This window comes from Ulvibacter antarcticus (genome assembly GCF_003688405.1).
Taxonomy (GTDB): Bacteria; Bacteroidota; Bacteroidia; order Flavobacteriales; family Flavobacteriaceae; genus Ulvibacter; species Ulvibacter antarcticus.
This window is the reverse complement of record NZ_REFC01000011.1, coordinates 93,984-117,472: the sequence shown is the minus strand read 5'-3', so window position 1 is coordinate 117,472 and position 23,489 is coordinate 93,984. Positions and strand designations below refer to the sequence as shown.

The 23,489-nt window shown below is 37.2% G+C and carries 18 protein-coding genes and 1 tRNA gene; 13 read left to right on the top strand and 6 right to left on the bottom strand.

What is annotated here, in order from left to right; genetic code table 11:
* The first annotated feature begins 1 nt into the window (after position 1).
* From gldD to rpmA, 6 genes are all read left to right on the top strand, one after another.
* Positions 2 to 559, top strand: coding sequence for a gliding motility lipoprotein GldD (gene gldD, locus BXY75_RS00785; protein WP_121905799.1), 558 nt, complete (start codon positions 2 to 4; stop codon positions 557 to 559).
* An 85-nt stretch (positions 560 to 644) separates the two neighbouring features.
* On the top strand, positions 645 to 2,051 hold the full coding sequence (locus tag BXY75_RS00780) for a T9SS type A sorting domain-containing protein (RefSeq protein ID WP_121905798.1): 1,407 nt from the start codon (positions 645 to 647) through the stop codon (positions 2,049 to 2,051).
* Positions 2,052 to 2,079: 28 nt separating this feature from the next.
* Positions 2,080 to 2,952, top strand: coding sequence for a DMT family transporter (locus BXY75_RS00775; RefSeq protein ID WP_121905797.1), 873 nt, complete (start codon positions 2,080 to 2,082; stop codon positions 2,950 to 2,952).
* A 61-nt stretch (positions 2,953 to 3,013) separates the two neighbouring features.
* Positions 3,014 to 3,472: a DUF4199 domain-containing protein gene (locus tag BXY75_RS00770; protein ID WP_121905796.1), complete on the top strand. Its 459-nt coding sequence runs from the start codon at positions 3,014 to 3,016 to the stop codon at positions 3,470 to 3,472.
* 137 nt (positions 3,473 to 3,609) lie between these two features.
* A complete protein-coding gene (gene rplU, locus BXY75_RS00765; protein ID WP_121905795.1) occupies positions 3,610 to 4,362 on the top strand; it encodes a 50S ribosomal protein L21 in 753 nt (250 codons plus the stop codon).
* A gap of 40 nt (positions 4,363 to 4,402) precedes the next feature.
* On the top strand, positions 4,403 to 4,666 hold the full coding sequence (gene rpmA / locus BXY75_RS00760; protein ID WP_121905794.1) for a 50S ribosomal protein L27: 264 nt from the start codon (positions 4,403 to 4,405) through the stop codon (positions 4,664 to 4,666).
* Positions 4,667 to 5,124: 458 nt separating this feature from the next.
* Here the strand turns inward: rpmA and BXY75_RS00755 are convergent, their stop codons facing one another.
* From BXY75_RS00755 to BXY75_RS00745, 3 genes are all read right to left on the bottom strand, one after another.
* The gene (locus BXY75_RS00755) at positions 5,125 to 6,450 is read right to left on the bottom strand and encodes a sugar MFS transporter (RefSeq protein ID WP_121905793.1); all 1,326 of its coding nucleotides are present in this window, start codon (positions 6,448 to 6,450) and stop codon (positions 5,125 to 5,127) included.
* A 10-nt stretch (positions 6,451 to 6,460) separates the two neighbouring features.
* Positions 6,461 to 7,471: a N(4)-(beta-N-acetylglucosaminyl)-L-asparaginase gene (locus BXY75_RS00750; RefSeq protein ID WP_121905792.1), complete on the bottom strand. Its 1,011-nt coding sequence runs from the start codon at positions 7,469 to 7,471 to the stop codon at positions 6,461 to 6,463.
* Positions 7,472 to 7,799: 328 nt separating this feature from the next.
* The gene (locus BXY75_RS00745; protein ID WP_121905791.1) at positions 7,800 to 10,733 is read right to left on the bottom strand and encodes a GH92 family glycosyl hydrolase; all 2,934 of its coding nucleotides are present in this window, start codon (positions 10,731 to 10,733) and stop codon (positions 7,800 to 7,802) included.
* Between the two features lie 108 nt (positions 10,734 to 10,841).
* On the opposite strand from BXY75_RS00745, the gene BXY75_RS00740 reads away from it, so the two are divergent.
* Positions 10,842 to 12,065 carry a metallophosphoesterase gene (locus BXY75_RS00740; protein WP_121905790.1) on the top strand — a complete coding sequence of 408 codons (1,224 nt, stop codon included), beginning with the start codon at positions 10,842 to 10,844 and terminating at the stop codon, positions 12,063 to 12,065.
* A 145-nt stretch (positions 12,066 to 12,210) separates the two neighbouring features.
* The gene (locus BXY75_RS00735) at positions 12,211 to 12,507 is read left to right on the top strand and encodes a thioredoxin family protein (RefSeq protein ID WP_121905789.1); all 297 of its coding nucleotides are present in this window, start codon (positions 12,211 to 12,213) and stop codon (positions 12,505 to 12,507) included.
* Here the strand turns inward: BXY75_RS00735 and BXY75_RS00730 are convergent.
* Positions 12,504 to 13,124 carry a polysaccharide deacetylase family protein gene (locus BXY75_RS00730; protein ID WP_121905788.1) on the bottom strand — a complete coding sequence of 207 codons (621 nt, stop codon included), beginning with the start codon at positions 13,122 to 13,124 and terminating at the stop codon, positions 12,504 to 12,506. The genes BXY75_RS00735 and BXY75_RS00730 overlap by 4 nt on opposite strands.
* 25 nt (positions 13,125 to 13,149) lie before the next feature.
* Positions 13,150 to 16,449 carry a glycosyltransferase family 117 protein gene (locus BXY75_RS00725; protein WP_121905787.1) on the bottom strand — a complete coding sequence of 1,100 codons (3,300 nt, stop codon included), beginning with the start codon at positions 16,447 to 16,449 and terminating at the stop codon, positions 13,150 to 13,152.
* A 317-nt stretch (positions 16,450 to 16,766) separates the two neighbouring features.
* Between BXY75_RS00725 and BXY75_RS00720 the strand changes: the two genes are divergently transcribed.
* Both BXY75_RS00720 and BXY75_RS00715 read left to right on the top strand, forming a co-directional pair.
* A tRNA-Gln gene (locus BXY75_RS00720) sits at positions 16,767 to 16,838 on the top strand.
* Positions 16,839 to 17,893: 1,055 nt separating this feature from the next.
* The gene (locus BXY75_RS00715; protein WP_121905786.1) at positions 17,894 to 18,496 is read left to right on the top strand and encodes a hypothetical protein; all 603 of its coding nucleotides are present in this window, start codon (positions 17,894 to 17,896) and stop codon (positions 18,494 to 18,496) included.
* A gap of 37 nt (positions 18,497 to 18,533) precedes the next feature.
* Here the strand turns inward: BXY75_RS00715 and BXY75_RS00710 are convergent, their stop codons facing one another.
* Positions 18,534 to 19,787 carry an NAD(P)/FAD-dependent oxidoreductase gene (locus BXY75_RS00710; RefSeq protein ID WP_121905785.1) on the bottom strand — a complete coding sequence of 418 codons (1,254 nt, stop codon included), beginning with the start codon at positions 19,785 to 19,787 and terminating at the stop codon, positions 18,534 to 18,536.
* 126 nt (positions 19,788 to 19,913) lie between these two features.
* Between BXY75_RS00710 and BXY75_RS00705 the strand changes: the two genes are divergently transcribed.
* From BXY75_RS00705 to fabG, 3 genes are all read left to right on the top strand, one after another.
* Positions 19,914 to 21,449 (top strand): HAL/PAL/TAL family ammonia-lyase, encoded by a 1,536-nt coding sequence (locus tag BXY75_RS00705; RefSeq protein ID WP_121905784.1) that lies wholly within the window; start codon positions 19,914 to 19,916, stop codon positions 21,447 to 21,449.
* A gap of 4 nt (positions 21,450 to 21,453) precedes the next feature.
* A complete protein-coding gene (locus BXY75_RS00700) occupies positions 21,454 to 22,584 on the top strand; it encodes a WG repeat-containing protein (protein ID WP_121905783.1) in 1,131 nt (376 codons plus the stop codon).
* Positions 22,585 to 22,736: 152 nt separating this feature from the next.
* A complete protein-coding gene (gene fabG, locus BXY75_RS00695; RefSeq protein ID WP_121905782.1) occupies positions 22,737 to 23,489 on the top strand; it encodes a 3-oxoacyl-ACP reductase FabG in 753 nt (250 codons plus the stop codon).

The window sequence follows — 23,489 nt, the reverse complement described above, 5'->3', positions numbered from 1 at the left end:
TATGCTCCGATTTTCATTCTTATTTATTTTGTGTGTTTTTCTAATGAGTTGCGAAGATCCGGTAACAGTGAAACCCAATGCTAAATTGAGGCTGGAATTTCCAAGTGCGGCTTATAAGCGAATTGATAAAGATTGTCCATATTCTTTCGAGAAGAATGAATCGGCGGCATTAAAGAAGACTAAAAATTGTGGGATGAATGTCCAGTATTCGAAAATGAATGCGACTATATATCTTACGTATCAGAGTGTAAGAAATAACAATTTAGATTCTTTAGTTTACGATGCTCAGAAATTGGCGTATGATCATAATATTAAAGCAGAAAGTATTCCTGAACAACCTTTTGTAAACCCCAATAACAATGTTTATGGGATGTTTTATAAGATTAATGGTAATGCGGCTTCTCAATCACATTTTTACGTTACCGACAGTGTTAATCACTTTGTAACAGGGTCACTCTACTTCGATGCCAAGCCAAATTTTGATTCTATTTATCCGGCGGTTGTTTATTTGCGGGAGGATATTCGAAAGATAATGGAGACTATTCGTTGGAAGGAATAGGTTGTTTAGTTAAAGACTTTATGGCCTTCACCCTTTCTTCTGAAGGAAAACTATACCTTTAGCAAATTCGATTAAAAACCAATCTATGAATTATATTTATTTCGTTTTAGTATTGCTTATAAGTGCTATAACACAAGCTCAAATTGTAGATATTCCTGATCCTGCTTTTAAGCATATTTTAGTGAACACTCACTGTATAGATACCAATGGTGATGGTGTAGCCGACTCGGATGTTGACACGAATAATGATGGAGAGATTCAGCTAAGCGAGGCAGAGGTAGTAATTTGGTTGAGAACTACAGTAGGTGAAGTATCTTCTATGGAAGGAATACAGAGTTTTATTAGTTTGGAATATCTAGAATGCCATTTTAACGAAATAACAACATTGGATGTTACTCAAAACATAAACCTCAAATATTTAGACTGCTGGAGTAATCAACTAAGTGCTTTAGATGTAACACAAAATCCGAATCTTGAATTTTTGAACTGCAAGGATAATTTAATAGCCAATTTGGACTTAACTCAAAATTTAAATCTTGAATCTTTGTATGCAAGTGAGAATCAATTAGCAAGTTTGGATGTAACTCAATTATATAATCTAAAAACTTTAGGGTGCGCACAAAATCAAATTACTGGAATAGATGTAACGCAAAATGAAAATCTTCAACGATTGTTTTGCGGTTTTAATGAATTAACAGACTTAGATGTTGCCCAAAATGATAATCTTATCGAATTAAGTTTCCCATTTAACCAATTTACTGAGATAGATGTATCACATAACCCACTTCTTATACATTTTGATGGCAGTAATAATCAAATTGCGAACATTGACGTGACCCAAAATTCTCAAATTGAGTATTTAAGTTTCGCTAATAATCAATTAACAAGTTTAGATGTAACCCAGAACTTCTTACTTGAAGATTTATTTCTACATAATAATCAATTAATAAGTATAGATGTAACTCAAAACCCGAATTTAGATCTTTTGTGGATCACTGGAAATCAAGTTGTAAATTTAAATGTGAGTCAAAACCCGAATCTGGTACAATTAAGATGCGATGATAATCAACTAGTTAATTTAAATATTAAAAATGGAAATAATATAGGACTGACTAAAATGTGGGCATTTGGAAACCCGAATCTTACATGTATTCAAGTAGATGACGAAACTGCTACTTATCCCTTATGCGACCAAGCTAATTATTTAGGCTGGTGCAAAGATGCTACTGCGTCGTATAGTGAAATTTGTGATTTAGGAATTGAAGATTATACGTCAATTAAATTCACAATGTTTCCTAACCCTGCACAGAATGTTTTAAACATTACATCCAATGAGCAAATTCAGAGTGTTATGATATATTCACTGCAAGGTGTACTAATTAAAGTGGCAAATTATTCTGAGATAGATGTGTCTAATCTTGCTAATGGAATGTACTTTGCCCAAGTAACTATTGATGGTAAGAATAGTTTCAAGAAATTTATTAAATCTTAGGTAGAGTTTTTGGACTTTTGCACCTTCTATGAAAGGAATCCCAAAAAAATGGATTTATCTTATTGTACTCTCAATTGTTTGGGGGAGCTCTTTTATTCTTATTAAAAAATCGTTGGTTGGCCTTACGCCTCTTCAATTAGGTTCGTTGAGAGTGCTATTTGCTGCTATCTTTTTATTGATAGCCGGGTATTCTAAACTGAAGACTATTCAGAAGAAAGACTGGAAGTGGATTATTATTTCAGCTTTGCTCGGAACTTTTATTCCTGTCTTTCTTTTTGCTTTTGCTGAAACTGAAATAGACAGCGCCATCGCTTCTATTTTAAATTCGACCACGCCTATCATGGCTCTTATAGCAGGCGCTTTGGTATTTAGTATTGGTTTTACTAGAAATCAGTTCGTCGGTGTTATTGTGGGTTTATTTGGAAGTCTACTTCTTATCTGGAGCGGAAGTAATCTAAATCCTGACCAAAATTACTGGTATGCAGGTTTGGTCTTGATTGCAAGTATATGTTATGCTTTTAATGTTAATATTATAAAGCGTCACCTTCAGAATATTCCTGCCTTGACAATTGCGGTAGGAAATTTTGTTGTACTTATTATTCCGGCAATACTGGTTTTAATTTTTTCCGATTTTTTTTCCGAAGCACTTATAACAGACCGAAGTATTCATATATCTATAGGCTATCTTACAATATTGGCTTTGGTGGGAACAGGTGTGGCCAAGGTGATGTTTAATAAACTAGTACAATTAAGCACCCCTGTTTTTTCGACTTCGGTCACCTATTTAATTCCTATTGTGGCTCTCTTATGGGGAGTTTTGGATGGAGAGAAGTTTACTATAATACAATTGGGTGCTGGAGGAATAATATTATTAGGTGTTTTATTGTCAAATAAAAGTTAACACACTCTTTTGTTAAATGTTAATTTCAATTTTGTAAATTTAGATATAAATACCAGCCACTATGTCAAAAATATATACTCGTTATGGAATTCTAATGGCCATCGCCTTGGTTGCTTATTTTTTACTTCTGAAATTATTTGGTTTGCATCAGTATCCTGTATTTAGTGCGGCAAACGGAATCATTTTTGGCGCCGGGCTTATGATGGCGATGCGAAGGTATAAGAGGGATGCAGGTAGCTTTAAATATGAAAAAGGATTTCAGGTGGGATTTATGTCCGGGGCACTAGCGTCTGTAATATTCACGATTTTTATGGCAATTTATATGTATCAGATCGATACAGAATTTGCCGTTAGAATTTTAGAATCTTGGGGGCAAGGATACGAGTTGGGGACTTTTATGTTATTATTTACCATATTTGTTATGGGGGTATCTACTTCTCTGGTGCTTTCGCTGGCATATATGCAGTTACTCAAAGACTCCTGGAATACTCCTGAAGGTAAGCGAAACACCTTAAAATAAAGACAATAAACACTTTGTAATTTCCATTAATAAAATTATATTTGCACCCCCCTACGCAAACCTTCGTTTGCTTCGGAGGGCCTAGCCCTTTGAAAATGGGAGATTGTAATATTAACTAAATTAATAAACGTTACGCTATGTACGCAATTGTAGAGATAGCAGGGCAGCAATTTAAAGTTGCAAAAGACCAAAAGGTTTTTGTTAATCGTTTATCAACTGAAGAAGGTAAGAAAGTCGAATTCGACAATGTACTTTTAGTTGGTGATGGTGACAAAATTACTATTGGCGCCCCGGCTATAGACGGAGCTCTTATTGGAGCAAAAGTCTTAAGACACCTTAAAGGTGACAAAGTTATTGTTTTCAAAAAGAAAAGAAGAAAAGGATACCGTGTTAAGAACGGTCACAGACAGTCTCTTTCTGAAATCGTTATTGAAAGCATCGCTGGATCTGGAGCTAAGAAATCGACTCCGGCTAAGGCTGAGAAGAAAGCTGCTCCAAAGAAAGAAGAAAAAGCTCCTGTGGCTAAAAAAGCTACAGAAACTAAAGAAAAAACAACTGCAACTAAGGCTGCTGCTCCTAAAAAAGAAGCAAAAGCTGCACCAAAAGCAAAAGCACCTGCTAAAAAGGCTGCTAAAGCTGACGATCTTAAAAAGATTGAAGGTGCTGGACCAAAAGCTGCTGAGGCTATGGTTGCTGCAGGATTGGATACATTTGCAAAGGTTGCTAAGGCAAAACCTGAAGCAATTGCCGCTATTTTAACTGAAGCAAGTTCTAATTTAGCGCACTTGGTTACAGATACATGGCCAAAACAAGCTAAACTTGCTGCCGAAGGGAAGTGGGATGAGCTTAAAGAATTACAAGACAGATTAGACGGCGGTATCGAGAAGTAATCTCAACTGCTTAAGTATAACAATATAAAACCTTAAGAAAATGGCTCACAAAAAAGGAGTTGGTAGTTCTAAGAATGGTAGGGAATCAGAATCGAAACGTCTAGGCGTTAAGATTTTTGGTGGACAAGCTGCTATTGCAGGGAACATCATCGTAAGACAAAGAGGTAATACACATCACCCAGGTGAAAATGTATATGGTGGAAAAGACCACACCCTTCACGCAAGAGTGGATGGCCTTGTAAAATTTACAAAGAAGAAAGATAATAAATCATACGTTTCTATCGTACCTAGTGCGGAAGCTTAAGACTTATTTACCTTATATTAAAAAAACCCTGATGGCTAGCTATCAGGGTTTTTTATTGACATAAACTTTCGTTTTTAAAATAAAGAAAGCCGCTTCCCCAAACGGCTTTTCTCCTCATATTCCAAGATAATATTCAAATCTTGGTTAGTAGATTGTGTACTGTATAAAGATAATAAGGATGTTTCTTAATCAAGTTAGCGCAATCTTATCTAATGATTAAAAATCTGCTTTGTTTTGCTTACAAAATTTGAAATGACTTAAAAACTGAGGGGTAATTGTAATAGAAGATTTGTTATTTAAAACCGATGTAAAAATTGAAAAGCCACCACAGATGTGATGACTTTTCGCCCCAAATTTGATCGATAACCGTGGTCATCAACCTACTTATGTCCAGTAAAATTACAAAAATAATTCATTGTATTCCTTGAAGTAAGAATATACCTACCAAAAAATAACCCCTATTTAGTCGATAAGCTATTATATTTCAGCTTCTTATATCCGAAAAACAGAATGTATCCATAACATGCTATAATTAATAGTAAGGCAATTTTAAAGCCGGTTAGATCAGTTAGAAAGCCATATAAGGGAGGAAGCAGTGCTCCTCCAAAAATCGCTGTACATAAGAGTCCGGAGGCCTGGGCTTTTAGATCTCCAAGGCCTTCCAATGTAAGAGTAAATATTGTTGGAAACATAATCGAATTAAATAAACCAACAGAAATGATTGTCCACATTGATATCAATCCAAATGTATTCATCGATATGAGTAACATAACTATTGAAATGAAAGCGAAGATTCCCAAGACCTTCGCAGGAGCCATAATCTTGGTGAGATAGGCACCTACAAATCGACCAATCATAGCGCCACCCCAGTAAAAGGTGACAAAAATTCCTAAAAGAGATTTTGGATCACTTCCTGTAAAATTTTTATTGAACACCATGGCAATTGTATTTGCAATGTTCATCATTATGTCGTTTTCGGCAACGATTCCTGCCAAATTCATATCGAGAAAGTAATTCACTAAATAGCTGCCAATCGCTACTTCGGCACCGACGTAGAGAAAAATTCCGAAGACACCCATTAATACGATCTTATTGCTCAATAATTTGCCATATCCACCTTTCGGACTTTCATGCATTAGCTTCGGAAGTTTGATCAACAAGAAGAGTATCACCAATAATCCAATAAAGCCGGCGATAAACATGAATGGTTGCTCTACCGCGGAAGCTTCAGAAAGATAGTATGCTTTTTTGCTTACTTCGGAAAGTGCTGAAATTTCTTCCGAAGATTTTATAGTATCACTTAACAGAAACAGCGCACCAACAATTGGAGCAATGGTAGTTCCAAGCGAATTAAAGGCTTGCGATAAATTTAATCTACTCGATGCACCACTTTCACTCCCAAGTAATGCAACATAGGGATTCGCGGCTACCTGAAGAATTGTTATTCCGCCTGCTAATGTAAAATAGCCTACTAAAAAGACCCAAAATAATCTGTTGGATGCCGCAGGTGAGAATAAAAGACATCCTATAGCCATGGCAATGAGACCTAGTATAATTCCTTTTTTATAACCTATTTTCGAAAGCAACCAACCTGCCGGGATGGAAAACACTAAATATGCCAAAAAAAACGCAAATTGAACCAATCCGGCTTGAAAGTAGCTAAGAGCGAACACATCTCTTAATCTGGGGATAAGGCTATCCACCAACACGGTGATAAATCCCCATAAAAAGAATAATATGGTAATTGTGATAAATGCCGATCGGTAATTTTTGGTTTGATTCATGGCTTAATCGTTAAGATTTATTGTAAAAATCCACAGCTACATTCTCATTCACATTGTCCTGATATCGCATCATGGTGAACCCTTCATGGATACAATAGGCTCCGGTCTCACCCTTTTTGTTCACCGCAATATATCCAACTTGGAAATCCTTGAAATCGGGGCTTTTTTTAATAATTCTTCCAATGGCTTCCTCGCAGGCTTGTTGCGGAGATTTGCCTTGACGCATTAATTCGACGATTAAAAAACTTCCAACTGTCTTTAGCACCTCTTCTCCCAGCCCTGTGGCCGTCGCGCCACCGACTTCATTGTCAATAAATAATCCCGATCCAATAATAGCCGAATCTCCCACACGTCCAGCCATTTTGTAGGCGAGTCCGCTGGTAGTACAGCCTCCCGAAATATCTCCATTCTTATCAATCGCTAACATACCGATAGTATCATGGTTTTCAATATTGATAATGGGTTTGTATTCTGATGTTTTTTTCCATTCTTCCCATGCTTTCCTGGAAGCTTCGGTTAAAAGATTCTCACGTTTGAAACCTATCGAAACGGCAAATTGCTCGGCGCCTGTTCCCGCTAGAAGTACGTGCGGGGTATCTTGCATTACTTTTCGAGCTACAGAAATAGGGTGAACGATATTTTGCATGCAGACCACCGCTCCATAATCACCACCCTTATTCATAATACAGGCGTCTAAGGTGACTCTTCCATCTCTGTCTGGCAATCCACCAATCCCAACCGATTGTCCTTCTGCGTTGGCCTCCTCAATCATACAGCCTTGTTCTATCGCATCGAGTGCCGATTTTCCTTCTTGAAGCACTTCCCATGCCTTTGCAGTCGCGTTGGGGACATTCCAGGTTGCGATTACAAGAGGTTTAGTTGGTACGTTGTTAGTAGCAACTGTTGCTGAAGTAATTGCCTCGGAAGGTTTTTTCGCATCATTACAGGCTAATGCTGCTGCTCCGGCAACAACCCCGAGACCAGAAAGTGATGCATTCTGAATAAATTTTCTACGTTTCATTTATTGGTATTTTTAATTGCTTCTCGATACTATTTCATAATTCCTTTCAGTCATTTTGAGACCACTCCTTCTCGATACAATCTCAAACTTCCTTACAGTCATTTTGAGACCACTCCTTCTCGATACTATTTAATAATTCCTTGCAGTCATTCTGAAATCACTCCTTCTCGATACTATTTCATAATTCCTTGCAGTCATTCTGAAATCACTCCTTCTCGATACTATTTCATAATTCCTTTCAGTCATTCTGAGACCACTCCTTCTCGATACTATTTCATAATTCCTTGCAGTCATTTTGAGACCACTCGAAGTGACATGTATTTACTGACTACTCACTACTAATTTCAATTTCATCCACAAAAATCCAGGCTGTGCCATTGAACGGAGCCCCTAAATGCCATTTGGGAAGAGCACCGAGATTTTTCGCCCGAATTTTTATGTAACGTCCTTTTTTGCTGTGGGTGTCGAACTGTATATTTTTTATTTCGGTAGCTTCGGAAGGAGTTGCAGATGCAATTTTCCTTGTTGGAAGCTTTGTATAATTGGTATTGTCTTCAGAAAAAGAACAGTTCACTTCCGTCGGATAAAAAATCCAACTCCGCTGATCCTGTAAAAAATTAACGCTAATGGATTCTATAGATTTTACACTTCCGAGGTCAATCATTGCAATAAGATCGGTATCCTGATAACCCTGCCAGGCACCGGTTCTAAAATCTTTTGCGCCTCGAATCCCATCGATGAGAGCATTATTTCCACCTGCATTGTACTGGTTGGCATATTCAGTTTCCAGCGAAATACTAAGCATTGGATCGATTTTATAAAACTGAGTACTTAGCTCGGAACTTTTACGATCGTTCTTTTCGGCATAGGTTTTTAAGATGGTTTCTTCGGAAAGTATTAAGGGTTCTGTATATTCTTTATATTCTGAATTATTGAGATTGTAATAAATTTTAGTTTCTTCCGAAGCCACCTTTAAAACAATTTTCGTCTGATTTTTAAATGCAACGTCCCCTTCGGCAAGAAAAGGAGCCGGAGTAATGAGATGATCAACAATTTCGGTAACTGGTACATCTTTGTCTTTGTTTGCCCAAGAAGAAGGGCTATTGGTCATATTAAAAACAAGTGATCCTCCATCTACAATCTCGTTATGATAAAGGAAACTTCGGGTAAGTTCTTTTCCATTGAGGTTAGCAGATTCGATATATTTATTTTCGTTAGAAATGTTATTTGCGACTATGTTGAATTGTTGGTTATTCTCAAGATTGATGGTGGCTTTTGGAAATAAAGGTGTTCCAATGATATATTGATTACTTCCGGGAGTTACTGGATAGAATCCTAATGAACTTAATACATACCAGGCACTCATTTGTCCGCAGTCTTCATTTCCTGAAATCCCATCGGGTGCATTTTTATACAATTCAGTAAGTATTTGATGCACCTTTTCCTGTGTTTTATAAGGCTTATTTACGAAATTATAGAGATATGCCATGTGATGACTGGGCTCGTTACCATGAGCATATTGTCCAATAAGCCCGGTTATATCTGCCTGATCTCTTCCCGATGTTTCTGCCTTTGCGATAAATAAAGTATCAAGTTGTCGTTCCAAAACTTTCTTGCCACCCATCATTTTCATAAACCCTGAAATGTCTTGGGGCACGTACATGCTGTATTGCCAGGCATTGGCTTCGGTGTAATTAAAATTTACTTCGTAGGGATCGAAAGGTGCGAACCAAGTATTTCTAAATCGTCCCCGCATAAAATTAGTCTGTGGATCGAATACATTTTTGTAATTCTGTGCTCTTTCAGAAAACAATTTATAATCTTCGGTTTTACCTAGAGCTTTCGCCATTTGGGCGATCGTCCAGTCATCGTAGGCATATTCCAGAGTCTTGGAAACCGATTCACTTTCTTCTTCTACGGGGATATATCCATACTTTTTATAAGCTTCTAAACCCAATTGATCCTGAATGGCACTATGTTTCATAGCCGTAAATGCTTTTTCCGCATCATAACCTCTAATCCCTTTTGCATAGGCGTCGGCAATTACCGGTACGGCATGATAACCTATCATACAACCTGTATAATTGGCAGATAAATCCCAGATGGGCATAATTCCTCCTTCGTCGTATTTGGTTAAAAAGGTATTGATAAAATCGTTGGTTCGTTGCTGTTCGATGATTGTATATAAAGGATGTGCAGCGCGATAGGTGTCCCAAAGTGAAAAAACCGTATAATAATTAAAAGTGTCATTTTGATGAATTTCAAGATCCATTCCGCGGTAACGACCATCCACATCCTGGTATAAGTTTGGAGCCAGCATACTGTGATATAAAGCCGAATAAAAATTAGTTTTGTAATCGGTGTTATCACTTTCTATAACAATCTTTTCGAGTTGTGTTTCCCAGGAAGCTTCAGCCGCTAGTTTTAATTGATCGAAAGTTTTGGTGCCAATTTCGGCCATTAGATTTTTCTTCGCACCATCAATATCCACCGCAGATATTCCTATCGACACATAAACTGGATCATTTTTCGGGTTATTGAAAGTATAAGCTGCTTTACGAGCACGTCGGTCCGGATTTCTGTACAAAGATTCGGGCGGCGACTTAATTGGATGAGAAAATTGAATGTAAAAAAAGAGTTTCTGATTGGTCGCCCATGCTTCAGAAAAACGATGTCCGCTTATTTCGGTGTCTGAAAGCTGGGTAATATTGAAATCGAGCAGTTTATCTCTGTGTTCCAGATCCAATATCAGCACTTGATTTTCCGAAGAAGGAAAAGAATATTTATGCATTCCGGCTCTAGCAGTAACGGTTAATTCAACTTCAATGTTTGTCGAATCGAGATGTACTTTGTAGAATCCGGGAGATGCAGTTTCATTATCATGTGTAAAATAATCTCCGTAGCCCTTTTTTCCATTTGCACCATTATTAAAATTAACAGAATTAGTGGGCATCAATAGAATATCTCCATAATCACTTACGCCGGTACCACTAAGATGGGTATGCGAAAATCCGTAGATATAATTATCGGAATAATGATAGCCGGAACAGCCATCCCATCCATCAAGGCGGGTATCGGGGCTTAATTGCATCATTCCAAAGGGCATACTGGCACCCGGATAGGTATGTCCGTGACCTCCGGTTCCTATAAAAGTATTAACGTAGTCAGTAAGTGACTTATCTTTTTTGGCAGGTGTAAGGGTTTCCTTTTGAGAGCAACTAACAACAAAAAACAGAAAGAATAGGAAGCTGAGGTTTTTCATGGACGCATACTATTGTGAAAAGATACTAAAAACCGTTAAAAAAAAGTAAATGTTCTACTCAGGTTTTCAATTCACTGTATCTTTAAGAATTATCAAAAAAGAAAAAAATTGCGCTGGATAATATTATTGGTCATTTATTTATTGGTTGACATCTATGCCTTTCAGGCTGTACGTACATTAAGTCGGAACTATTGGGTCTACGGACTCTATTTTACAATCTCCTTATTGGTAATAGGGGTGGTGATCTATCAATTAACAGACCAGTCGAGCAGTCGTGTTCTTAGTCCGAACAGGATGTTAGCCTTTGGGTTATTACTTGCTGTATTTGTACCTAAAATTGTCCTTATCATTTTTATGTTTGGAGAAGACGTAGTACGATTATTTGTAGGTGTGTATTTTAAAGTAACCGATCCTAAAGAAGCTTATTTTATACCTTCACGACGTAAATTTATTAGCACAGTAGCACTAGGTATTGCTGCCATTCCTTTGGCTTCATTGCTATACGGCATGTATCGGGGAAAGTACAATTATAAGGTGCTTAAATATGTATTAGAATTCGATGATCTTCCTGAAGCATTCGATGGTTACACGCTGACACAGATTAGTGATATTCACAGTGGAAGTTTCGACAATAGAAAAAAGGTACAGTATGCTGTTGATCTTGTCAATGAACAGAAGAGTGATGTCATACTTTTTACCGGAGATTTGGTAAATAATGTAGCAGCCGAAATGAATGATTGGTTTACTATGTTTTCTGAACTTAAAGCAGAGGATGGTGTTTTTTCTGTGTTGGGAAATCACGATTACGGGGACTATGTCGATTGGGAATCTTCCGAAGCTAAAATTGAAAATCTCGATCGACTGAAAGCTTTACAGGGAGAAATGGGTTGGAATCTGTTGTTGAATGAACATCGCTATCTGGAACGTAATGGAGAAAGACTCGCGTTGATTGGTGTTGAGAATTGGGGCGCAGGTGGTTTTAAAAAGGCAGGAAATTTAGAACAGGCTTGCGAAGGTCTTGCAACTAATGAGTTTAAGATTTTAATGAGCCATGATCCTTCACATTGGCAAGCAGAAGTAAAGGAAAGTGAGAAGAATGTACACCTTACCCTAAGCGGGCATACACACGGAATGCAATTTGGAATTGAAATTCCAGGGTGGATAAAATGGAGTCCTGTTAAGTACCGTTATGAGAATTGGGCAGGAATTTATGAAGAGTTCGGAAGATACATAAATGTGAACCGTGGATTTGGGTATTTGGGCTACCCCGGACGTGTGGGAATCTGGCCCGAAATTACGGTTATACAGCTAAAGAAAAGGAAAAATGTTTAGGGTAATTTGCCTCAGAAGTAGTAGAAATTCTATGGATTGATTTCATGTAAAACCCTATGCAAGCATTAGAATTGGCTAATAGCGCGATTTATTAATCGGAAATGCTATATTTGTATAAGTCTTGTTCAAGTAACACTTTAGATAGATGTCAAAATTTGGAGAATTAATTGAAACCAAAGTACCGGTATTATTAGATTTTTATGCCGACTGGGATGATGCCTGTAAGGGAATGCATCCAGTTTTACGAGATGTTGCCGCTGCGCTTGGTGATAAAGCCCGGGTTATAAAAATCGACGTGGAAAAAAATCAGGAACTTGCTGAAGCACTTCGAGTTAAAGGTTTGCCGACGCTCATGATTTACAAGAATGGCGAAATGAAATGGCGTCAAAGTGGGGAGCAAGATGCCAATACTCTTATTGGTTTAGTGAAGGAATTCGTTTAGATCGCTTCACATTTCCACCCCTTATTTTCTATAAATTTTAATAGCTTCGGAAGAGCATACTTCATGTTGTTTGCTGCTTTTAAACTGTCGTGAAATACCACGATACTTCCCGGTTGAATTGCTTTTAATACATTCTGAAGGCATTTTTCTTCCGAAACATTTGAGTTGTAATCATAACTTAATACATCCCACATAATTATTTTGTAGCCTTTATTCTGAATTTGACGGCTTTGTTTGGAGTTGAGTCGTCCATATGGAGGTCGAAATAAAGGCGATTTCATCATCTTAGGATCTACTTTTGAAATTGCTTCTTCAAATAACTCACAATCCTTTAAATAATCGAGTGTTTCAGTTTTCCAACCGTTTAGATGGTGGAAGGTATGGTTTCCGAAGGAATGTCCTTCAGAAATAATTCTCTCAAAAATATCGGGATGCTTCGTAATATTCTCTCCAATACAGAAAAAGGTGGCTTTGGCATTGTGTTCTTTCAGAAGCGATAGAACCCAAGGGGTAACTTCTGGGATAGGGCCGTCATCGAAGGTGAGATACACTGTATTATTCTTATCTGAAAATGCCCAAACTCGCTTCGGAAACATCCGTTGCACAAGTTTGGGCATTTTTACCAAATAAGGTTTCAAGCTTTTAATTTAGAGGAGTTTGTTCAACCGCTTCTAAGAGCGTCGAATCGAATGGGATCTCCATGGTTGTTGTATCTTGAGGAAGATCTTTATCCACATCCACCCCTTCTTCTTCAGAATAGAAATGACGGAAGAGTTTCAAATAATCATTGAACTTTGCTGCTTCTTTACGTGCCATTTCTTCAGAATCATTTCTAATAATAATATCTATAAGGCCACGGTAGCGCTCCATATCGCTGATAATTTCGTCGGCAATCCCATATTGTCGTTGAACTTTGAGGCCACTGTAGTACAATAATTTTTCCTGATATTTTTTAACCACATCATTGTAAACGGCTCTGGCTTTTTCGGGTTTATCTACTTCATAATAACCCAACACAAAAGGTTCGAGTAAGGAATAATATTCGAACATATCGACAGGCATTTTTTCCATCGCGAGATCCAATACTCTTTCTGCCTTTTCCGGCTTAGCTTCGTTGATAAGTGTTTCTGCCAAACGGGCTATATTACTTCGGTAAGTAATTCCGTTTCTGCGAGTTTCCACATCGTGATAAATATCGGGACTTCCGCTATTACCCCAATCCCATGCCATAACAATATCGTACATCTTATCGGCATCAATTCTACCCATATCAAAAGGATTTCGTGGATTCACCGGTGTTCTAATAGGCACCAATTTATAGACAACCCCTTCGAGTTGAAGGTAATCCTTCATCCATAAGTAATCGTCATCTCCAAAACTTCCACCACTAAAGTAGATAGGGCGTTCCCAATTATTATTAGCGATAATGTCTAGCATTAATAAGCGATTTTTATAAATAAAATCCCCTCTTAGTTTAATGTCGATATAAGGAACAATTTTGTCTGCGTCCTTTTCTAAAACAATTCCGTTTTTTAAAACTGCTTCTTTATCCACGGGAACACGAATTATCTTCGATGGGAAGGTGTTGGCGAAAATTCCGCTATTTAGCTCAACTTTAGTCACCGGACTATCATCTGCTACCCATTTCATCCATGTTTTAATATCAATGGTGTCCTGTTTTGTTGCTTGAAATGCGATATAATCTCTTGTTCCGAATCGATATTTATCATGCGTCAATTGGGACGGAATAGGAGCACTGCTAAAGGCTGCCTTTTTCATATCGTCTATGTACCAATCTGTGGCAAAGAGGCTGGTATTGATGATGCGAACATCTTGTCTATAGCCTTCAATCCCCTGAGCATACCAGAGTGCGAAAGTATCATTATCTCCAATAGTAAATAGAATCGCGTTTTCATCCAGCGAATCGAGATACATCTTAGCCATAGATTGGGCGGTGTATCGATTAGAACGATCGTGATCATCCCAGTTTTGAGAAATCAAAAGAACCGGAGCTGCCAAAGTGGTAATAGCTAACACCACAGGTATAGCAACTTTTGGTTTTATATAATCTTTGAGGATTTCGTACAATGCATATACTCCATATCCAATCCATATCGCAAAAACGTAAAAGGATCCTACCAAAGCATAATCCCGTTCGCGAGGTTCGAAGGGTCTTTCGTTTAGATATACTTTCAAAGCCAATCCCGTAAAAAGGAAAAATACTAGCAGCACCCAAAAGCTTTTGGAGTCATTTTTAAAATGGAAAATAAGTCCGAGTATACCTATGATTAGTGGTAAGAAGTAGTAATTATTTCTGGCTTTATTGTATTTGGCATCGCTTGGCAGATTGTCCTGAGATCCCAGTCTTAGTTCATCTATGAATTTAACTCCACTTAACCAGTTTCCATGTTGATTGGTATATTGACCTTGGATATCATCCTGTCGCCCGGTGAAGTTCCACATAAAATAACGCCAGTACATATATCCAAATTGATATTCGAACATAAAGCGCATGTTTTGGAAAAATGATGGTTTTTCGATGTCCATAAATGGTCCGAAATCCTTCATAAAGGTATCATAGTCTTCGCCATCTACTAAGCCTTGGTTGTATGCCTGTTTAAACTTTTGCACCTCTTCAACTAATCTCGATTCCCCAAGATATTCTCGTTTTATACTAAAGTCAAGCCCATCGGTGAATTCCAGATAATTTTTGCTATTTTCAATACTCCACATTCTAGGCAAGAATGCCTTATGATTATTGTCGAAATTCTGAAGTGCGTTTTTATACTCATTTACAACGATGTATTTCCCGGTCTTCAGATCTTTTTCGTATTTAGGTTTGTCGTCTTTATAGGGATCATCCAGATCCAATCCAGAATATCCTTCTGTGAAAAGCGGTCCATAAAAGAGATGTGTTTCCGGATATTGTTCACGGTTGTAGTAGGCTAATAATTCTCGCGCGTTGTTCGGGTTGTTTTCGTTGATTACTGTTCCTGCATTCGCTCTAATTGGCAACATCAACCAACTTGAAAATCCGATAAGGATAAAAAGGATGCATAAAACTAAAGTATTCAGTTGAACATAGTGTTTTTTTCGTGTGTAGCGTAATAAAAAGTAGGATACAGCAAGGAATACTAGACCGGCGATAATCGTACCTGAATTGAAAGGCATTTGCAGACTGTTAACGAAAAACAATTCCGAAGCACTAAAAAACTTCATTGTCCAAGGTAATAATAGCTTGAAAATAAAAAGCAAGATCGCCACCACAACAATGTTTGCACCTATGAAATTTTTAACGGTAACAGTTTTAAAATTTTTAAAGAAATAAAGAAATCCGATAGCTGGAATTGTTAATAATCCTAAAAAGTGTACTCCAAAGGAAAGTCCGATCATAAAAGCAATAAGAATTACCCAGCGATCACCTCGAGGCGTATTCATATCGCGTTCCCAGCGAAGGCCAAGATAAAAAAGTACCGACATGATAAAGGCTGCCATAGCGTATACTTCGGCCTCGACGGCGCTAAACCAAAAACTATCTGTAAACGCAAATGCCAAGGAGCCAACAGCGGCGCTTCCAAGGATGGCAATTTGATTATTGTAGTTTAGTTCGTTTTTCTTTGAAACGATATTGGTTAGTAAAATTGTGAGTGACCAAAACATAAAAAGTATCGTAAACGCACTTGCGAAAACGGACATTAAGTTTATGGTAAGTGCAATATTGGTGGGTTCCATTGCGAAAATGGAGAAAAAAGCTCCAAGAATTTGATAAAGCGGAGCTCCCGGTGGGTGACCTACTTCCAGATTGCTAGCCGTGGTTATGTATTCTCCGGCATCCCAAAAACTGGCGGTGGGCTCAACAGTGATCCAATACGTTATTAATGCGATGGCAAAGACAGTCCATCCTAAAATATTATTCCATTTTCTGAAAGTAAAGGAATCCATATATGCTTACAGTTTTCGTTGGCGCGAATTTACTAATAATATAAATAGTTCGACACTTAAAAAGCGATAAGAAATAGATCAATTATAGGCTGTTGTAATAAGACCTTTCTACTATTAACGGGCTATTTTTATTTTTTGCAAAAACAGTTTAAACAAATGTAACGCGATTTATGAGTCAATATTTCGTTCTTTAGTTCTTAACAAAGTAATATTTTACAAAAAAATATTTGCACAAAACAAAGTTTGTATTAAATTTGCGCCTCCAACGCGTAAAGATTATCTTATGCTGGAAGACGAAAGTCTTTAAATTTTTGGAATGGCCTATGGTGTAATTGGTAACACACCGGTTTTTGGTACCGACATTCAAGGTTCGAGTCCTTGTAGGCCAACTTCAAACTTAATCCCAATCTTGAAAAAGGTTGGGATTTTTGTTTTACAAGTTTTATGTTCGCTTAATTGGCCTACTTAATTGTAGGTGGCAGTTTTGGGGAATTTGTAATTTTTAGCGTACAAATTCTCCAAAACTGCCGTTTCCCTTAGTATTTGAGTCTTGATTTTAGATTTCTATCCTTTCCGAGTCTTAGTTGCTTGTTGCCACTAATCCTCATCTTGCCCTTTCTGGGTAAAGAACGATTTAAGTTGTGTTTTTGAAACTGCCGTTTCCCATTTATTTATGGATCCTGATTCCTCAGCTTAATTGAAATTTCACAATTATTAAGTGGTAGTTCTCGACTGCGCTCGAACTGACATTTTAATACAGCGTTTTACGTACAAATTCCCCAAAACTGCCGTTTCCCATTTGTTTACGGATCCTGATTACCCAGCTTAATTGAAATTCCACAATTATTAAGTGGTAGTTCTCGACTGCGCTCGAACTGACATTTTAACACAGCGTTTTATGTACAAATTCCCCAAAACTGCCGTTTTCCATTTGTTTAAGGATCCTGATTACCCAGCTTAATTCAAATTCCGCAATTATGAATTGGTAGTTCTCGACTGCGCTCGAACTGACAAAAGTACTAAGTATTAATCTTTAGTTCCCTAAAACTGCCGTTCCTCAGTTATTAAAATCATCTTCATTGCATAATAGTTGGCATATATGTCCGAAAAACGTCGTTTTGGCCATTTTTATCCATATTTGGTCGCTAACGCCGATATGAGATTCCATACACTCCCCATACATTATCCATACTTAAGCCATACTTAAGCCGTACAGTATGCGTACTTTAACAATTTAGGTATTATCGTTTTTGACACCAAATTAGACTTATTAATGGTCATTTTAAAGCGAAATAAGAATAGCATTAAAGAGTAGGAATTGCCTAGTTGAATGATATTTTCGGACTTATTTTATTCATTAAACCAGAATATAGAAGTGCTGAAAATCTCACCCAATTGAAAAAACACTAAGTTTGTGTTACTTAAAATCAATAAATTTATTAAAATGAAAAGAACACTATTACTTCTAGCAGTGCTTTTGAGCACTTCAATAATGGTTGCGCAAAAGGTAAAGGTTACTGATGGCAGCTTTAAAAATCTTAAAGATATTACGGCATTTAATTTGGAGTTTGATTACAGTGATGTAATGATCCCAAAATACGATTCTGAAGAGGAATTCCTAAAAGATAAAATGGAGAAAAGGGATGAGAAAGAAGCCGGAACCGGAGATAAGTTCAAAGAATCATGGTTTGCAGATCGTGAAGATCGTTATGAGCCAAAGTTTATCGAATCATTCAATAAGCGTTGGAAAAATGATGAAAGAAAAGTTGGGATGGATATCGGTGCCGATTATACCATGAAAATCCACACAACCTTGATGTGGGCAGGCTACAACGTAGGGATTGTTAGAAAAAACTCAAAAGTGGAAGCGACTGTTTCGGTTTATGAGACTGCAAATCCTTCTAATATACTTTGGTCAGCGAACTACACGAAAGTTGAAGGTGGTGGTGCCGGGGGTTACGATTTTGATTCTGGTTATAGAATTTCAGAAGCCTACGCAAAATTAGCCAAGGAAGTTACAGCTAATATTAGAAAGAAAGCAAAATAATATTATAACTATAGTTTAAAAAGCGTTTAAGTTGTTCTTAAACGCTTTTTTTTTGCTTCGATTCCATGTCTATAACGGTTGCAACAGTTTTCACCAATCGGCTGTGATTTTTCACAAAAGGATTTGTTTTATCCCATACATATCCCGCCAATACAGAACATATTTGCTTCTTTATCTCGGGGTTTTCAGGACGATGGAAGAAAATTTTCTGAAGATTTCCAGTGTACCATTCTTTCACATATGTTCTAAAAACACCAACGCCTTCTTTTATATAATCTGAATACTCTTCTTCCCAATTCACTTTTTCACCCTTCAATTCTTTTGCAATCAATTTTGCTGAAAGTAAGGCAGATTCAGTTGCGAAGGTAACTCCAGATGAAAAAACGGGATCTAAAAACTCAGCGCTATTGCCAGTTAATGCATAGCCTTTTCCATACAATTGTTTTACGGCTTTGGAATAATTCTTTATTTCTCTTGGTTCGAATAAATAGTCTATTCCGTCGAAACGATCGTGATAATGGTTAGACATCTTCATCATTTCTTTGAGTTTTTCTGAAGGAGTTCCATGGTATGATTCAAGGATTTCGGTAGGACCTACAAATCCTAAACTAGTCACGCCATTCGAAAATGGAATCACCCATAACCAAACATCGTCGGTAACAACATCAAAAGTGATTAGTGTGCCTTCTATTCCATCAGGACGATCGGCTTCCTTCACATGTGTAAAAATTGAAGAATGTTTCGGAATAGCAGACGGTGCATCAAGATCCAATAATCGCGGAAGAACCCTTCCGTAGCCAGAAGAATCAATAATAAACTTGGCAGTTATGGTCGAAATGACACCATTATTATCTTTTATGGTCGTAAGAGATTTTCCATCCGAAGCGAATTCAACATCAACAACTTCATGTTCAAAGGCAATATTAACACCCTTTTTTACCAGATCTTCTGCCAATGCATTATCAAAATCTGCTCTGGGTACTTGCCAGGTCCAATCCCAACCCTGGGAATGTTTTTGGCTAAAATCGAAATCACAAACAACCCCATTTTTAAGAAATCGTGCTCCCGATTTCACTTCGAACTCTTGAGCTTTCAAACAGTCTAACAATCCTACTTCCTCAAAATGCTCCATGCATCTTGGCAATAAACTTTCGCCAATAACGAATCTGGGAAATTTACTTTTTTCAATCACCTTTATGGTAAGACCTTGATTAAAGAGATGTGCTGCTGCGACACAACCTGAAGGGCCGGCTCCGATGATTAGTACATCAATGCTTTTCGTGTTCGTCATTGCTTGAATTAGATTGATTTATATTAATAGCGTATAGATGCTTTAAATTATTAAATTTGCAATCAAATTAACTATTTTTATTTTAAGTTTTTTGATAATTATCATTAAAAGTTATATCAAAAGTACATGTTAACAATTAAAGGAGAATTAGGAGTAAGGGATTTTTACGAGGTTATATTTAAGGATGAGTCTATAAAAGTTGACAGTCAAGTAATCGACAGGGTACAGCGAAGTTTTGATTTCTTGAAAGAGTTTTCAGAAAACAAAGTGATCTATGGTGTGAACACTGGATTTGGTCCTATGGCTCAATATAAGATCAAAGATTCTCAAAGAATCGAACTTCAGTATAACTTAATAAGAAGTCATTCATCAGGAACAGGAAACCCAATTCCTGCGATGTATGTGAAGTCGGCTATGTTGGCCAGATTGAATACATTGAGTTTAGGAAATTCGGGGGTTCATACTTCGGTTATTAAGCTTATGACTTCGCTTATTAACAAGGATATTATTCCTCTTATTTATGAACATGGTGGAGTAGGTGCCAGTGGAGATTTGGTGCAGTTAGCACATTTAGCACTTGTACTTATTGGTGAAGGCGAAGTTTTTTATAAAGGAAAATTGCAACCAACCAAAGGTGTATTTGAATTAGAGAATTTGAAGCCAATTTCTGTCGAATTACGCGAAGGCCTTGCCCTAATGAATGGTACATCGGTAATGACTGGAATTGGTGTAGTGAATACGATATACACAAGAAGGTTATTGAACTGGATGATAAGTTGTTCATCTGCGATTAATGAAATTGTTGAAGCGTATGACGATCATCTTTCTTTCGATCTGAATCAGACAAAGAAGCATATAGGACAAAGAAAAATCGCCGAATCAATGCGTAAGCATCTTGGTGATAGTAAACTCATCAGAAAAAGAGAGCATCATTTATATAATCCCAATAATGGAAATAATGAGGTCTCTGTATTTGAAGAAAAGGTACAAGAATACTATTCATTGCGATGTGTACCGCAAATATTAGGGCCTGTTTTAGATACCTTGAATAATGTTGAGAAAATCTTAATTGAAGAAGTCAATTCGGCTAATGATAATCCTATCGTTGATGTTGAAAAAAAGCATGTATATCATGGCGGTAATTTTCACGGGGATTACGTATCTTTAGAGATGGATAAGCTCAAGATCGTAGTTGCGAAGATGAGCATGTTGGCAGAAAGACAGTTAAATTATCTGCTTAATTCTAAACTAAACGATATACTGCCTCCATTTGTAAATCTGGGCACGCTCGGATTGAATTTTGGAATGCAAGGTGTTCAGTTTACTGCTACGTCTACAACGGCAGAGAATCAGATGCTTTCCAACCCTATGTATGTGCATAGTATCCCCAATAATAATGACAATCAGGATATCGTAAGTATGGGTACCAATGCTGCGCTAATTACTAAAAAGGTGATTGAAAATGCTTTTGAAGTAGTTGCCATCGAATTAATTACCATCGTACAGGCAATAGAGTATTTGGAAGTTAAAGATAAAGTCTCTTCCAAAACCAGAAAAACCTTCGATGAGATTCGTAAAATTGTTCCTGCTTTCAAAGATGATGTCGTTATGTATCCTTTTGTTAATAAAGTAAAAGAATATATTATTAACTCTGAAAACTAACACTATGAAAAAGCTACCTCTTTTTGCACTTGCCATGTTCCTATGTCTGACTTCAATATCGGCCCAAGAGCTGGCATTGGTTAGAGATAATGATCAGTTTGGGTATATTAATACACAAGGAACTGTTGTAATTAATCCACAATTTGAAAAAGCGGGAGATTTTTCTGATGGACTCGCCGCGGCTTTTAAAGATAAAAAATGGGGCTTTATAGATAGAAGTGGAAAATGGGTGATAGAACCGACCTACGATAAGGTAAAAGAATTCAATTCTGGATATGCCATAGTTCTAAAAGATGATCAATGGAATTATATCGATAAAACCGGAAACATATTTAATACCCCTGTTCAAGAAAAGCTATACGATTTCGATAAAAATGGCATCGCATTTTACCGAGTTGAAGATAATATCGGACTCATGGGTACCGATGGGAAGTTAATTCTTGAACCAACTTATAGAGAGATAAAGCCATTTGTTAATGGATATGCAAGAGTTAAAAATGGTGAAAGCTGGGGAATGATTGATAAGACTGGGAAAGTTTATATTCCTGTTGAATATTCTGAAATTGGTGATTATAGTTCGAAGGGAATTTGGGCTGCCAAAGGAGAATCTTATGGTGTTATCAATGGCGGAACGTTTACAACTGTTGCGAATGCCGATAAAATTTGGGACTTTACTGAAGACTCTAACTTAACTTATGCTCGAAACAATAAAAAAATAGGTTTTATTAATTCTAAAGGAGATTGGGTGATTGAGCCACAATACGACAAAGCAAGAGCATTTAACGAAGGTCTGGCACCTGTATCCAATGATAAGGAGTGGGGATATATTAACGAAAAAGGAGATATGGCAGTGCCAATGAACTTTAGAGATGCAGAAACTTTTTCGGATGACGGCCTGGCACCTGTTAAGCTTAAAAAATTATGGGGATTTATCGACAAATCAGGTAAGATGGTTATTCCAGATGAATATGAGATTACTGCCGGTGGATTTTCAATTTTTAGTAAAAACAACCTCAAAGGCTTCAGAAATGGTCTTGCCCGAGTGAAAAATAAAAAGGAATGGGGATTTATCAATACTAGTGGTAAGCCAATTGGCGGGAAGTGGTTTCAGAATGTAGAAAACTTTTCAGAATAAATAAAAAAACGAAGATGTCCAAAGTGTTGGCTAATTTTCCGTTCGAGCGCAGTCGAGTAGTTAAATTACGTATTATCAAGTAGGTCTCGACTGCGCTCGACCAGACAAATTAAATTATTTTTACCTTTTAAACATTTTCGAGCAGGATTATAATGGAAGAAAAAAAAGCCCCAACAAAATACGCTTTAGTTACAGGTGGATCCAGAGGAATTGGAAGTGCTGTATGCGTTCAATTGGCAAAGGACACTAAATACCACATTTTAATAAACTATAATAGCAATGAAGCAGCGGCACAAAAAACCTTAAAGGAGGTTGAGTCTGTTGGAGGAGCTGGAGAAATTATTCAATTTGATGTTGTTAATGCCGCCGAGGTCATATCAAAATTGGATGCCTGGCATGTGGAACATAAAGATGCGATTATTGAAGTGATTGTAAACAATGCTGGAATAACCAAAGATGGTTTGTTTATGTGGATGAAACCTGAAGATTGGACTAATGTGATAAACACCAGTCTTAACGGCTTTTTTAATGTGACCAATCATCTTATTCAAAAAATGTTGGTCAATCGCTATGGTCGTATAATTAATATGGTATCTGTTTCAGGATTAAAAGGAACTCCCGGTCAAACCAACTACAGTGCGGCTAAAGGAGCCGTAATTGCTGCGACAAAGGCATTAGCACAGGAGGTGGCAAAAAGAAATATAACCGTGAATGCCGTTGCACCTGGTTTTATTCGCACCGATATGACCGGTGATCTGGATGAAAAAGAACTTAAGAAATTAATCCCCGCAAATCGATTTGGAGAAGCAGAAGAGGTGGCACATATTGTTTCTTTTTTGGCTTCGGAAAAATCCTCTTATATTACCGGCGAAGTAATAAATATAAACGGAGGCATTTACTCCTAA